At 47.2% G+C, this 14,327-nt stretch carries 16 protein-coding genes; 5 read left to right on the forward strand and 11 right to left on the reverse strand.

Features of this window, described 5'->3' with window-relative positions; genetic code table 11:
* Nucleotides 1–12 precede the first annotated feature (12 nt).
* Entirely contained in the window at nucleotides 13–1,020 is a 1,008-nt protein-coding gene (locus BJJ97_RS16485; protein ID WP_095994645.1) for a Gfo/Idh/MocA family protein, read from the reverse strand.
* 145 nt (nucleotides 1,021–1,165) lie between these two features.
* On the opposite strand from BJJ97_RS16485, the gene BJJ97_RS22160 reads away from it, so the two are divergent.
* On the forward strand, nucleotides 1,166–1,342 hold the full coding sequence (locus tag BJJ97_RS22160; protein WP_167385203.1) for a hypothetical protein: 177 nt from the start codon (nucleotides 1,166–1,168) through the stop codon (nucleotides 1,340–1,342).
* 39 nt (nucleotides 1,343–1,381) lie between these two features.
* Here BJJ97_RS22160 and BJJ97_RS16490 read toward each other — a convergent pair whose 3' ends face one another.
* Nucleotides 1,382–3,145 carry a type III effector HrpK domain-containing protein gene (locus BJJ97_RS16490; RefSeq protein WP_095994646.1) on the reverse strand — a complete coding sequence of 588 codons (1,764 nt, stop codon included), beginning with the start codon at nucleotides 3,143–3,145 and terminating at the stop codon, nucleotides 1,382–1,384.
* A gap of 762 nt (nucleotides 3,146–3,907) precedes the next feature.
* Here BJJ97_RS16490 and BJJ97_RS16495 point away from each other — a divergent pair.
* From BJJ97_RS16495 to BJJ97_RS16505, 3 genes are all read left to right on the forward strand, one after another.
* Entirely contained in the window at nucleotides 3,908–4,726 is an 819-nt protein-coding gene (locus BJJ97_RS16495; RefSeq protein WP_095995388.1) for an oligogalacturonate-specific porin KdgM family protein, read from the forward strand.
* A gap of 131 nt (nucleotides 4,727–4,857) precedes the next feature.
* A complete protein-coding gene (locus BJJ97_RS16500; protein ID WP_095699562.1) occupies nucleotides 4,858–5,610 on the forward strand; it encodes an oligogalacturonate-specific porin KdgM family protein in 753 nt (250 codons plus the stop codon).
* 117 nt (nucleotides 5,611–5,727) lie between these two features.
* On the forward strand, nucleotides 5,728–7,434 hold the full coding sequence (locus BJJ97_RS16505) for a pectate lyase (protein WP_095994647.1): 1,707 nt from the start codon (nucleotides 5,728–5,730) through the stop codon (nucleotides 7,432–7,434).
* Nucleotides 7,435–7,637: 203 nt separating this feature from the next.
* Here the strand turns inward: BJJ97_RS16505 and BJJ97_RS16510 are convergent, their stop codons facing one another.
* From BJJ97_RS16510 to BJJ97_RS16545, 8 genes are all read right to left on the reverse strand, one after another.
* On the reverse strand, nucleotides 7,638–8,759 hold the full coding sequence (locus tag BJJ97_RS16510) for an ABC transporter substrate-binding protein (protein ID WP_039286330.1): 1,122 nt from the start codon (nucleotides 8,757–8,759) through the stop codon (nucleotides 7,638–7,640).
* A gap of 517 nt (nucleotides 8,760–9,276) precedes the next feature.
* Nucleotides 9,277–10,023, reverse strand: coding sequence for a carbon-nitrogen hydrolase family protein (locus BJJ97_RS16515; RefSeq protein WP_167385204.1), 747 nt, complete (start codon nucleotides 10,021–10,023; stop codon nucleotides 9,277–9,279).
* Between the two features lie 136 nt (nucleotides 10,024–10,159).
* Nucleotides 10,160–10,708 carry a hypothetical protein gene (locus BJJ97_RS16520; protein ID WP_095994648.1) on the reverse strand — a complete coding sequence of 183 codons (549 nt, stop codon included), beginning with the start codon at nucleotides 10,706–10,708 and terminating at the stop codon, nucleotides 10,160–10,162.
* Nucleotides 10,709–10,768: 60 nt separating this feature from the next.
* Nucleotides 10,769–11,029 carry a hypothetical protein gene (locus tag BJJ97_RS22015; protein WP_125460911.1) on the reverse strand — a complete coding sequence of 87 codons (261 nt, stop codon included), beginning with the start codon at nucleotides 11,027–11,029 and terminating at the stop codon, nucleotides 10,769–10,771.
* A 110-nt stretch (nucleotides 11,030–11,139) separates the two neighbouring features.
* A complete protein-coding gene (locus tag BJJ97_RS16525; protein WP_227003530.1) occupies nucleotides 11,140–11,604 on the reverse strand; it encodes a hypothetical protein in 465 nt (154 codons plus the stop codon).
* A 69-nt stretch (nucleotides 11,605–11,673) separates the two neighbouring features.
* Nucleotides 11,674–12,036 (reverse strand): hypothetical protein, encoded by a 363-nt coding sequence (locus tag BJJ97_RS16530; RefSeq protein ID WP_095994650.1) that lies wholly within the window; start codon nucleotides 12,034–12,036, stop codon nucleotides 11,674–11,676.
* Nucleotides 12,037–12,282: 246 nt separating this feature from the next.
* A complete protein-coding gene (locus BJJ97_RS16535) occupies nucleotides 12,283–12,732 on the reverse strand; it encodes a hypothetical protein (protein WP_095994651.1) in 450 nt (149 codons plus the stop codon).
* 183 nt (nucleotides 12,733–12,915) lie between these two features.
* Entirely contained in the window at nucleotides 12,916–13,830 is a 915-nt protein-coding gene (locus BJJ97_RS16545; RefSeq protein ID WP_095994652.1) for a VENN motif pre-toxin domain-containing protein, read from the reverse strand.
* Nucleotides 13,831–13,833: 3 nt separating this feature from the next.
* On the opposite strand from BJJ97_RS16545, the gene BJJ97_RS16550 reads away from it, so the two are divergent.
* Entirely contained in the window at nucleotides 13,834–13,971 is a 138-nt protein-coding gene (locus tag BJJ97_RS16550; RefSeq protein WP_095994653.1) for a SymE family type I addiction module toxin, read from the forward strand.
* 97 nt (nucleotides 13,972–14,068) lie between these two features.
* Here the strand turns inward: BJJ97_RS16550 and BJJ97_RS16555 are convergent, their stop codons facing one another.
* Complete coding sequence (locus BJJ97_RS16555; RefSeq protein WP_095994654.1) at nucleotides 14,069–14,326, reverse strand: hypothetical protein; 258 nt, start codon at nucleotides 14,324–14,326, stop codon at nucleotides 14,069–14,071.
* Nucleotide 14,327 lies beyond the last annotated feature (1 nt).

The following is a 14,327-nucleotide window of genomic DNA, read 5'->3' on the forward strand; positions in this document are numbered from 1 at the left end:
TAATGCCTTCTCTCAGGCGATCTTCTTCGCGGCCTGCTGCGCCAGAATCGACAGCGCTGTCGCCTTGAAGATATGCGCTTGCGACATCACCAGTTCGGTGCGCTCACGGCAGTCACGAAGAAAATTTGGGAAAAAAGTGCGTTCGACGCTGCCTGCGGGGGTAAAGCGCTGTTCACCCTTGCCATTCACCAGATAAACGACGTTGCTTTCGCCGCGCGTCAGATCGACATATTTCCTGATTTCGATATAGCCTTCCGTCCCCAATATCGTCAGGCGGCCGTCGCCCCAGACGCTCAGCCCATCCGGCGTAAACCAGTCACAGCGGAAATAGCCCGTTGCCCCATTGTCGCCCAGCAACATCGCATCACCAAAATCCTCAAATTCTGGCTGGTGCGGATGGTGATAATTCGCCGTCTGGCTGGTTACCACTCGCGCGTCGGTATTGCCAGTAAAATAGAGAAACTGTTCGATCTGGTGAATACCAATATCGCAGAGGATCCCGCCGTACTGACGTTTTTGATAAAACCAGTCAGGTCGCGCGCCGCGTTCACGATGCGGGCCAACGCCGATCGTCTGAATCACTCGACCGATCTCACCCCGTTGCACCAGTTCACCGGCAAACAGCGCGCTATCCACATTGATACGCTCATTAAAGTACACGGCAAATTTGCGGCCGGTTTCCGCGACCCGACGCTGGACGGCATCCAACTGCTCCAGCGTGGTCAGCGGCGGTTTGGCGGTGAAGAAATCTTTGCCGGCATCCAGCGTACGCAGTGCCAGTTCGGCTCGGTCACTAGGAATGACCGCACAGGCAATAAGATCGATAGACGCGTCGGCAATCAGTTGTTCCGCAGAATCGGCAAAAGGAACGGCGGGGAACAGTGAGATAAATTTTTCCCGATTATTCGGATCGGACTCAAACACGCCGACCAGTTCCGCGCCCGCATCAACCAGTTGCCGACACATGTCATAAATGTGGTTGTGCGCTAACCCAATCGCCGCAAATCGAATCTTTTTCATCTTCACCTCTGCCGATATCGTCATGCCGAGCCACTACAATAAGGCGGAAACCGAGCGGGCTAAAGACAAAAGCCGTGTAACGCGTTAGAATTTTTCCTGTTTTTTTAACATATCCACATTTTCCGCAACGCAACTAAAGATAACCATGAAAAGAAAACGTATTCTGATCCCTCTCATCATTCTGATCCTGTTTGTATTCTATCTGAATCGCGATGCGCTGAATCCTTTTGCGCCGGACTGTAAAAACCTCCCGGCGAATCAGCCAAAGCCCGAAGAGTGTAAAAAACCGGTGAAAGAAGTCGCCCCGGGCTTCGAGATTTAAGCTTTTGAAATTTAAGCCTTCGAGATTTAAGCTGGCATATTAGCGCGGTTTGGGAATATTGAACTGTTCCAGCGCGGGATTAACCGTTTTGGCAAAATCTTCCCGACGGTTATTGAGTTTGCTTTTGGCATTGAAGAAATTCACCAGCGCTGCGATCCCCATACCGATGCTGAGCGCCCCGCTTACCGCCCACCCCACTGGCCCTGCGGCCGCGCCAACGGCAGAGGCGGCAGCCGCACCGGCGGCCTCACCCGCAATGGCACCGACCACCTTTCCGGCAATCGCTGCGCCAGCTTTGCCAGCCAGTCCAATAGCCGTTTTGCTCCCCGCCGCCTTGGTTAAATCCTCTGCGTGCAGCGACGATTTGGCAAAATCCATTACGCTGCGCCCGGCCTCTTTCACTGCCTGCGCATCGCTTTTTGCTCCAGCCCCCGCGTGTGACTCAGCCCAAAGCGCGGAATCCAGCCCAACAGATCGCGATGCAGTCGGTGACGCCGCAGAGAAACGTTGGCTCATCGCCGCCTGCGCCAGCAGTGGATCGGACCGTAAAATGGTATTTATCTCGCGCGGTACCGCCTGCTCAAAATGCTGAATCACATCCGCATCTTTCTGTAGCACTTCAATACGTTGATTCAGCACCTTTTCCGTTTCTTCAGTATTCCGGTATTCGCGCCCCGCTATCACCTGTTCCTGCGTCTGTTGCAGTTTGACCAGCGCTGCCGATTTTTGCGCCCCGCTGTGCTGCTGCGGTTGGGTGAAAACCGCCTCATTCAGCTTGCTGATATCGGTTTTCGCCGCCAACCCCAATGCTGCCGCATTGTGCAGCATATCCGCCGCTTCCTGACGGTTCACTGGTGCCTGTTCGCGAATCCAGCTTTTCATGTCCTTCATCATCAGCTTGCCATCATGTGGGACTCGCGCCAGTTTCTCCCCTTTGACATCCGCATGTTCCAGAATCCCGAATAACCCTGGGTGCGACCACAGTTGGGCCGCCGCTTTTAGCTGTGGCGACAGCGTCGGGTTATCGGTCATGATCGCGTTCAGATCGGTCAGAGTACTGGTGCGATCGTTCTTTTGCGGCGGAGAATGCGTGTAGGATGTTTTGGCATCGGCGGCATTCAGCAGCGGCTCGTTAGCCAGCAATAGCGCGGAAGATTGCACTAACCGCAGCGACTGCGCATCGGCTGCCGGATTTTTCTCCCTATATTCCTTCACGGCGTGGCTGGCATCGCTGGCGCGTCGCTCCATGCTTTTAATAAAGGATTTAGTATCGCGATTCGAGATATGTCCGTCGGCTCTGCCACCGTCTTTCGCTGTATCCATCGCCGTATAGATCGCGGGATTGTCACGCAGGTAGATGAGCGCTTTTTCCGCGTTCGCTCCGCCATCCTGTAGCATTTTCGCCGCCGCCAGCGGGCGATTCAGCGCCTTTGCCGCCTTCTCGCGTTCATTTTCCGGTAGATCGCTTAATAGCGGCGACCACTTTTCCAATGCTCTGGCATTACTGTGCTCTGAGCTGTCGATCGCCTGAAGATCGACGGGCGGTTTGGGTTCCGCAATGAGTGAACGGTCTGCAACGTTCGGCACAGCGGGTAAAATGCGAGTAGGTGCCGTCGTAGTCCGTTCAGTGGAAAGCTGCGATACGTTCGGCGACGCATCGCCAAAATCGATGGAACGCGAACCCGACGGCGTAACTGGCGATGCCGTCTGTTGCCCACTCGGCCTGCGAGTCTCAGTATCATGCTGCGCAGGCAAAGACGCGGCACTTCCCCAACGGCTTCCGCCCTCAATACGATTGACCATTCACGTCCTCATTCTACTGTCATCAGGCTTAACAAACGGATCTCCCGCGTCATGCAAACACAGAAAGGCCTGCAAGCGTGCCGATCGCAGCATGACGAAGGTAACTAGGCGTTGAGTGGGGTAAAACGACGATAAGTTCCTGACGATATTCAGGGGTGTTTGATGGCTATTGGCCGCTTATTCATTTTATGGAAATCGCTTTCCACAGAATATTCTCGGAATGATGGCGGGGAAATAAGGCCGATAACAGGTTAATTGTTGTTCAATTACATGTCATTATTATCACTAACATTCAAGAGATACCACTCCTTCTCTGATAATCTTTTTCTCCGTTACGCCTATTCCTGACACTTACAATAATCAGACGAAATGATTACAAAAAATTTCAAAGAGTAACCAAATGTGTGATCCACATAAATGAAACAACGTTTCCTTTTCACCATAATGCCACTCATCCTAATTATCAAGTCTGATGATAATTAGATTAACCGGTAAACGGTGGGAATTATCAACCTTCACTCAGCAGCATAAGCCATTTCGCTGATTGAAATACTCATAAGCTACGTCGTATATAAGGAGTCATCGATGCATTGATAGCAACCTGATTTACCAGGGAGAAAGCCCTGTCTGACATTATAAATGGCGTCATCATCATTCCTGGTGATTCTATTTTTACGCCCAAAAAATGACATCAACTGTCTGGTTTTAAAGATAGAGACTGCGCTCGCCAATAATATTGTTTACCCAAAAGAGAAAGATAAAATGAAAATAAATACCCGTAACCTACTCATTGTTTGTGCCGGATTCACACCGTTCCTCACTCAGGCAGAAACCGACGGCAAAACCACCTTCCAGTATGAACATAACTGGAAGACGGAAGATCGCCGCCACTCAGACTCCATTAAGCTCATTCATAAGAAAACCAACGGCTGGTCGTACGAAGTCAAATTCAGTACCTCAGCAGGTGGGAACAGCAACTACGACGTTGCCTATGATGACATGCAGGGCGGCTCTGGCGGCATGGTAATCGGTAAAGATTTCAAGCTCAGCAAGGCCGCCACCTTAACGCCGACCTTTGAATTTTCCATCGGCAATTCAACCATGATGTACCAGTCGGGGCTGAAATATAACTACCGAATTAACAGCGACTGGTCCACTTATGGCCGCTACCGCTATGAATATAAAAAGCCCACTCGTAGCTCACGCTATTCAACCATTTCCGCATCTGACAAATATGGTTACGCAGGGGAATCTTATTTGTCAAAATCCGACACCGGTCGTCATCGTCTGGATGCAGGGGTAACGTATTCTGGTTTGGATAATATTAATCTGACTTACGTCTTTAACTACTACATCGGTGATAACACCACAAAATCGTATAAATATAGCAAGGGTGAATTCACGGAAAGAGAATACGCGGTTTACGATAATGGGAAAACGGATTATGAACATCAGTTCAAAGTTCAATATAAGTTAAACAAACAGCTAACTCCTTACATTGAGTATGATGATATTAGCCAATCCAGCACATCATCAAGCCGTCAGGGGAAAATCAAAGTTGGTTTCAACTACGTTTTCTAAGAAATGCAGGATTTTATAAAGGAAATACGCCGTATTTCCTGCCGTGTTGATGAAAAAATAAATTCATGAATGAATTTTGTCTATCAGCGCACAGTTTTCATAATTAACGATCAATATTAATGGTGCCCATAATGAAAAAACGCTACCTTGTGGCCGGTATTCTTTTTGCCCAAATTTATGCTGTTTCCGCGTCTGCCTCTGATACTAAACTCAGCTATGAACATAGCTGGGGAACAATGAATCGCTATCACGGTGATGAAATCGGCATGCGGCACTTTATGGATAATGGCCTGTACGTCGGCGTTGAACTGAGTTTTTATAATAAGAATAAAGATCTGACCATCGATGATGTCGTCTCGAATTCTTATGCTTTTTATACCGGCTATGCCTATAGCTTAACGCCTGAATTAACCCTGACGCCGAATCTGGAAGCGCGCTTCTATTCCGGTGGCACCAGCGGTGAAGGCACCGTGGGCGATATCGGCGCTAGCCAGAGTTCCGGCGCACGCTATACGCCAGGTTTGAAACTGACCTGGGCTGTGACTGATAAGACGGATCTTCATGCGCAATATCGCTATGACCTCAGAAAAATCACCCGCAGCAAACGTACCAGCACGGATGATGACACTCACCGTCACCGCTATGAAGCGGGCGTGGCCTACAAAGGTTTCGACAATTTCACGCTGGCGTACACCGCTTACTACTATCACGCGGATTACGTGCTGCAAAACAACAAAAAGCATGACTACCAGCAGGATTTCGACGTGTCTTACACCATCAACGACAACTGGACCGCACACGTTGGCGTTGAAGATGTTGCCAGCGGGCGCGATGTGAAATCGCGTGAAGGGAAAGGGAAAGTCGGCTTCACCTATACGTTCTAACAACGACTTACCTTTCTAAAACAACTTACTGCTACGCCATATTTCTCGGGGATCCTGTTCATCAAGCGGGATCCCTTTATTACAGCTCTGGATGAATCATCGTTACAGGTAGACAAAATGAAAAGATTTGCGCTGTCGCTCCTTGCGGGTCTGGTCGCTTTACAAGCCAGCGCCGCCACGCCTGACCGTCTCACCATCGTCAATCAGTATGTTGATAACGTGCTGACCAAAGCTGGCGACCATTATCACGGTCAGTCGCCTACGCCATTGCTTGCTGATGGTGTCGATCCTCGCACGGGCAAACAAATGGAGTGGATCTTCCCCGATGGTCGCCACGCCGTGTTATCCAACTTTTCCGCTCAGCAGAACCTGATGCGCGTGCTGGTCGGGCTCAGCAACCTGAGCGGCAACCCTAGCTATAAGCAACGTGCCGAAGCGATCGTGAAGTATCACTTTCAGCACTATCAGGATGAGAGCGGCCTGCTGATTTGGGGCGGCCACCGTTTTGTGGATCTAAAAACGCTACAGCCGGAAGGACCGAGTGAAAAAGAGATGGTGCATGAGCTGAAAAATGCTTATCCCTACTACGATTTGATGTTCAGCGTCGATAAAGACGCAACTGCACGCTTTATCCGCGGTTTCTGGAATGCGCACGTTTATGACTGGAAGATTATGGAAACCAGTCGCCACGGGAAATACGGGCAAAAAATAGGCGCGCTCTGGCAAAGTCCGTTTGAGCAACAGCCGCCCTTCTTCGCCACCAAAGGCCTTAGCTTCCTGAATGCGGGTAACGATCTGATCTATTCCGCCTCGCTGCTGTACAAATACAATAAGGAAGACGGCGCGCTGGTTTGGGCAAAACGTTTGGCACAGCAGTACGTGCTGCCACGGGATAAAGCAACTGGACTCGGCGTGTATCAGTTTACGCAGGCGCTGAAGCGTGATGAAACGACTGACGATGCCGATACGCATTCCAAATACGGCGACCGCGCCCAGCGCCAGTTTGGCCCAGAGTTCGGCCCTACCGCACTGGAAGGCAATATGATGCTGAAAGGACGTACCAGCACGATCTATTCCGAAAATGCGCTCATGCAGCTCCAGTTGGGTAAAGATTTAGGGGCGGAAGGTAAGGAACTTCTGACGTGGACAACCGATGGCCTGAAAGCTTTTGCCAAGCATGCCTACAACGAATCGGATAACACGTTCCGTCCGATGCTCGCTAACGGCAAAGATCTTTCCAACTACGTTCTGCCGCGTGATGGCTATTACGGCAAAAAAGGCACCGTGATCAAGCCTTATCCTGCGGATAATTCATTCCTGCTCTCGTATTCTCGCGCCTATACCGTTTCACCGGACGCCGAACTGTGGCGTGTCGCACGCGGCATCGCTCGCGCACAGGGGCTGGGTGAGTTAGGTTCAGCGCCGGGTAAAGACACCAAAGTGGATCTCGCTACCAAGAACAACGATCCTTACGCCCTGTTCGCGCTGCTGGATCTGTATCAGGCGAGCAAAGTGAAAGACTATCTATCGCTGGCGGAAAAAGTGGGCGATAACATTATCAGCACGCGTTATCAAAACGGCTTCTTTATGGCCGATCCCAACAGACAATATGCTGATGTCGATACCATCGAGCCTTATGCCCTGTTAGCGCTGGAAGCGGCGGTACGCAATCAGCCACAGTCCGTTGCACCGTTCCTGAATGGTGCGGGCTTCACCGAAGGCGGCTACCGTATGGAGGATGGCTCAACTCGCGTGTCCACTCGCGATAACGAGATTTTCCTGTTGAACGTTGGCGAAACCTTGAAACCCAACAATAAGAAGTAAGCATTAATCCTCAACACGCCAATGGTGGTTCGCTGCCATTGGCAATTCCCCTCTTGTAACCTTGCTCAAACCATTCACAGAACAAGACCGCCATTCTCGGATGTGATTCTTAACCGTGTGGTACTTAATTATGTCGTACTTACAGATGCAATGCCGGCCACGATTAACGTGACCAGCATGAAGTAACGCAATAATTTCAAGCGTTAGTTAACCAGAGGCACCTCTGGATTCACACCCAGCCAGCCCGGCGTGGGTTCGCCTTTCGCTTCACCCACATACAAACTCAGCTGTGCGCGAAAACGTTCTACCGCACCGCGATCGTACATGAAATCAGCAAATGCCTGCGGACGGGTATTACGGTATTCCCAGATATGTTTGTAACCTACTGGCGGCTCAACATCGGTACGCACCGACCACATACGTGAAACCTGAGTTTGCGTTTGCGGATCCAGCACCCAGCTCAGGTAGAGCTTGGCGCTTTCCGGGTGTTTAGCCTGTTTGAAGATAGCGGCACGTTGCGCCCAGGAGACAAAAGGATCGGACTTCGGCAGGACAAAGCGGGTCACAGCATCGGCTGCCGGAACGAGCGCACCGGAACTGGTAAACGTCGCGCTATATTTTCCGGTCGCGATCTCAGCACCGGGTACGTTGGTGCCGCGCACATAGACGGGATCCTGCTCCTGCAATTTTTTAACAAAATCCCAGCCGTATTTATCCACGGCCAGCTTGTACCAGAACAGTACTGCATCGTCGTCGTTCGGATAAGCCAGAATCAAATTACCTCTTAGATTGGGACGAAGGTAATCATTAACCTCACGCGGCCAGGATTTTTCATCCAGAAGCTGGGTGTTGACCAAATTACTGAATGCGATGACATAGGCACCGGTCCAGGCACCATCTGCATCACGAAATTCCGGGTATATTTTATCCCAACCACGCGCTTTGTAATTCAGCAGCACGCCTTCTTTTTTCCAGCGCGGGAAATTCTGCACCGTTTGCAGTTGCACCACATCAGGAATCAGGGTGCCGGTCGCCAATTGGTTATCGATACGAGCATCATGGTATTTGCTGTAATCAACAATCACATTCAGTTTCATGCCAGGAAAACGTGTCTCAAATGCCCGCTTGAAACCCGCCTGCTGTGACTGCACATCGCCACCGGCATAGACGGTGACCGTTCCGCCTTCTCTCAGCGCACTCTGATAGATTTGATCCAGCGAACGCGTCTCAATTTCGACGCCCGCCTGACTTTGCCCGACGCTGAGACCGGCCATCATGGCCAGCATCAGCACTGTTTTCTTCAGGTACTTCCCAGTGTATTGCATTGTGATTTCCTTCACTTAATGAATAAAACCCGTACCGACAAACGACAACTATCCGCCGTTAAAACGGCAACGGTCTAACCAGCGGATCGCAAGCCAGCGACACGCAGGATCGGAGCGACGAAGTAGAATCGTCAAAAATAAATCAGAATAGAAAGCGCATAGTCCTTCATTAATATATCTCCCGTCCGAGGATACTCTCCCCGTTTCCATTGGGACATTTAGCCTTGAGTTTACAGGATTAAATAAAAACGCATACGAAGAAAAAGCGAACAATATAGTTAAAAATATTGAATAGCTAAAATGAGATTACGCTTTCGTGTGGGATAGATGCAATATCTTAATAAAATAGAATGGAATTACTTACCAATCACAATAATTCAAAGTCAAATGATATTATTAATAATCATACCAGCTAATAAAATTCGCGTTACTGCCCCCTTCCAGAAAATTAAAGGTGAACACTGATACGCTCACCGAATGCAATAATACATAAGTGTTAATATTCACATAATGACTGTTAAGATCGGGAACAATGATCCTTTTCAATCATCATTACCTTGCCTGTCTCGGTATCCAGAATAAGCAAGGCTTCTTGTGTCGCATTAACCTGTATGAGAAGTTTTCCCTCGCGATCCCAAATCGCCGGCTGTCCTGCACAGACAAAGTTATCGGCTTTACCAACCGCGTTTGCCATCAGGACAAACATCCCGTGCTTCCTGGCAACGACAGGATAATGCTCATAAGCTTGCATCACGCCATTAGCGGACTTTGCCACGCTCGCCACATAAAGATCGGCCCCCAATTTCGCGGCCTCAAGTGCATGAACTGGCTGCAAAGACTCATAGCATATCGCTGGCACAACGACTTTCCCTTCAACGCTAACCGTAGTCTGTTGCTTGCCTTGTTTAAAAAAAGGCATTTCATCAGGGTGAAGTAACTGCTTTGAATAAAATAACGTCTCTTTTTCAGGCTGAAAGATAATCATCGTTATTTTTATCTCATCGCTGAATTTGACAGGATAACCTACCGCAATAGAAATTCCATATGCATCACTCATTGACTGAAAGGCATCAAATTTAATCTCGTCAGATGGTAACGCTAATTCTTCAGCCAATGAAGGCTCATAGCCACTTAATGAGAGTTCAGGAAAGACAATAATATCGACAGCATTTTGTGCCGCGGTAATTACCATATCCTGATGCTTTTTCACATTTTCATCGACATGACCAACCACGGATGCTATTTGCGCGACACAGATTTTCATTGTAAATACCTTGTGCTTATCTAAATAAAGTCATGCATGGCTTATATCACACAACATGAGAAATGAAAAATATGAAATGTTTATTTATAGCGGAAGCTTTATCTATTCGGTTTCGTATAATTTATGTGGGATAAAATTATATGTCCGGCACCGAATACACCGCAAATATTCTGCATGGCCCCGGCTCACAGCCGTGAAAAACGCCACTTTCCAGATGCCTTTTCGCCTCATCAAAAGACGCCAGCAGACAATGCGCATTGACCTCCAGCTCCTGTGCCATATGGTTGCAGGATAAATAGGAACACTCTGGTGATTGCTCAAGGTGGAAAGAGACAATATCAAAACCCTGCAACACTTTTTGCTGTGGTATCTTCACATCGGTGTCAAAAGATGCTTCCGGCTCGAACAGGCTCCATTCTACTGTATCTTCATCGTACTGATACTCGTATGCCTCGTAATAAAACATCATAGTCTCGGCCAGATCAATTCCTTCTTCTTTCGCCAGAGAATAAATTACCTCCGGCGAATCAAACAGCCAGTAACCGTTATGACGCCAAAACTGAATATATTCACAAAAGGCATCAGAGACACAACAGCTCACCGAGTAAATGTCTTTTATCTGCTCAGAGCTAAGCCAGTCAGATTTTAGTGCGACTCTTTTAGCTAAATATCCGACGGGGATCATCTATTTTTCTCCTTCGTGCTTTTGGTGAGCGTTATTTTTGGATCACTTTGTTATAAAAATTCATTTTGGATAGGAAACCGCAATCTTAGACTCATCACATATAAATCCTTCATCAGCTTCATTATGCGGTGTCCTATCCGAGGAGAAATACCTTAGCATTGGCTCTTTGTTTTTTATTTCAACACATAACTTGCGAGACATTTTTTTAGAAAAAAATATCACCTGAGAAAAGTCAGTCCATCCATCTGAGATCTCCTTTACTGAATTACCCTCAGCAAGCGATAGTTCAATGGCATGATTTATATGAGGTGAGTTTGTCATTTAATATCCTACTTTTATTTACCCATGATATAAAATAAAACGTATCAGTAATTATACGTTCTTCAGAGGGCCATTTTTAAAATTATTTGTAATAAAACGATACTCTTCGATTACTTCCCAAAATCCCTCCACGATAACGCATGATTTTTTGATTCACTATGTAGATAATTTTCAATTTTTTCCCACACAGACTCATCTTCATCGGAAGCTGTAACTAACGCTTCAACAAGCCCAGTTGCTACCGCAGTTGCTAAATCAGTATTTTCTGAAGTTATTCCCATTTCGATATGCTGGAAAAAATTTAATTTATCTGACTCTCTTAACAACACCAATTGGTTCACTAATGCCTTACCTACCAATGAGAACAATAAAATTGTCGGTGGATCATCTGGTAACCAATATTCGATGCTCTGGTTTACTTCATTTTTTATGTACTCTGACCTCTGAGTAAACATACTCAGATACTCATTAATGTATTCAACCATTATTTTTCCCTTAAGAGCATTTAGCATATCTTTAAGAACGTTTTCTACTGCAACTCTATCACTCGAAGAAGCTTGAGGATTTTTATTCAACCTAATACCGGACAGTCGGTGATTGTGGCTGTTGAGCGCGGTATTTAGGGATGGGATTCATCATAAAATTTAGATTAAATCTTCGCCATTTAGAAGCACAATAACGTTCTTTTCCCCTAACTCTTGCCTGAATACATCTGCTATTTCAGAAATATTCAAATCGGGAAAGGATTTGTCATTGACCGCAACTAAAAAATAGGATTTTGGTTCTTTTAGGCCAAATTCCTCAGCAATTAATAACTTAGTTTCCTGGTTGTACTTTTCTATACGATCATCAATCAACTCAAGTTGTTGGCGGCCTAAAATTACATGCGGCTCAAACATAATATATGAGCCATCAAAGAGATGACCAGTGTGTTTCCTCGTCATATCTAGCCTTTCCTTCAACTCACCAATATCTATTGATGTGTAACATGTTATGTCAATTGACATTTACGCACCTTACTTAATTTTTATTAGTTGCCCATATGGGGAAATAACAATAACTTCATTTAGCCCTCCGCTTGCCCAGTTTAATAAATTCCAGTACCATCCAATACTGTTAGTGATACCAGTTCTGGAGCGCTAGTATGGCCAGGCAGCATAATAAGTCAGAATCAGCCCCCAAGCATTACAATACCTTAAGGTCAGTTTAAAGGGATGCTTACACTCTTACCGATAAAAATTCCACACGAATATTCATACATCATACCCAGCATTTTTGAATGCTAAACGCACATGGTCAGCCAACCCAACAAGATCTTCATATGCTATTAGGCCAAATTCTGGCAAGTGCTCGGATATATAATCATAAACCTCAAATGTCTCATCCTTTTTTTCTCTTAGTTCTTTTACATATGTAGGAATAATGCATCGATTTACGCCTTCTGTATATTTTTTAGGTTGCTCTATCATACTCCATTGAAGCCGCCCTTTATAAAAATCCAATGCCTCTTTGAGAAGATTAATTACATGAAGATTTTCTTCTTTAAAACGAAAGCTTGTAGAAGGAGGTATATTAGAGCAGTCAGCCCTCTCAAAATGATCATTGTTCCATATTTCAGGATAACGCTCTCTATAGCGTTTCCACTCTAATTCCCCAAGTTTTTCAATAACAGAAAGTAAGCATCTATCTTGTCTATTCATCATTTTTTAACCCTTGAATTTTATCAGAGATCATCACTCCATTAGGATTTATAGATTTGATATGTTTTTCCCAGTCACCTTTAGGAATAGGCTTTAATGACACCCTAGGATCGTAAACATACTTACCGTCAGTATAAACCTGATGAAAAACCTGTTCATGATCGACTTTACCATTCTCATAGACGCTCAAATTACTATCTGGGGTTGTAGGTCTGACTTCAATGATTCTCCCTCGATCTCCCGCCGCATCCAGAAGTTTAGGAGCGATATCAGAACAATCTGTACAATCAACATGTCGAAGAAGTTATTCTCCACCGCATTACGCCCGGATTGCGCGCCGCTGGCGGCGGAGGCCGTGCTGTTGCTTGCCAGACCGGACAGCAGCACGGAGGCCAGCGTGGAAAGCGCGCTGACCGACTGTTTTTCTTCTTCCGTCAGGTCGTTCGCCGTCTTGCCGGGGTATTGATCGGCCATGATGGCGCGGGCGATCAGTTCACCACTGGAGGCACCAATCGCCCCTGTCGCCGCATCCTGACATGATAGCTGGGCAACAACAGCCCCCACCACCGCGTGCGCCATCGCGTTTGCTGCGATATCCGACGCCGTGATTTTGCTTTCATCCTTCGGTATCGTGACATCTTTCACCAACTGCGCCAGATACGGTGAGGCACCGCTGGCAATCGCTTTCTGAATGTCCCCGCCCGCCGTGACCGCCTGTGCCGCACGCTGGAAATCACTGCCCGTTCCGTATTTCTTCATCTCGGCTTTGTAGGTCGGCGATTCCGTCAGCGCTTTTTTATAGACTTCCCATTCCTTCGCCGAATCACCGTCTTTCGGACGGTTGACTTTGGCGTCGCCCTTGGCTTCCGCCGCTTTCTGCGCTTTCAGCTCGCCTTCCGTGCGCACGATATCCATCATCTGCGCGCCGATTTCACCAATCAGCTGCGCCTGTTTCAGGCGTTTTTGCTCTTTCTCTTTGTTAAAGATCGGGCTGAGCGCGTTATTCGCGTGCTCAACATCACGGCTCAGCGTAGCTGATATCCTGCACCTGCTTCGCCGTATCCCACAACAACAGACTGCCGTCGCCATGCCAATCGTCATGATATGACACGCTATTACAGCCGCAGCCCCAGCCTGCACCTTACCGGCAACTGGCTGGAGGCGGCGGGATTTGCGACCGATACACCGGTCGTCATCACTGTTGAACAGGGGCAACTGGTGATACGTATTATGACTGAGTGACAGATAAAAAAATCCCGGTATCTTTAGTCACCGGGATTTTTTTATTCAACATATCCAATAGGGGAACCTGCACACAGAATTATTTACAGCATCCCCATTAGCCAATTTTATATTTCAAACAAATGTCACTCGCTGTTAAATAACCATTAATCAATTGATTATATTCACTTTCTGTGATTTCCGTTTTTTGTTCTTCAGTCCCCTGTGTTCCTGACAAACAGAAAAAAATATACTGATCATCATTTATTTTCCTTACCCTCCACCAATTCTCGGTTGAGAATTCGCCATCTGCCAATGGTGCCTTCTCAGGATATGAAAATGGTTTCATTGTGTAGTATTTATCCATATCATTCATT

Source organism: Pectobacterium polaris (genome assembly GCF_002307355.1).
GTDB classification, from domain to species: domain Bacteria; phylum Pseudomonadota; class Gammaproteobacteria; order Enterobacterales; family Enterobacteriaceae; genus Pectobacterium; species Pectobacterium polare.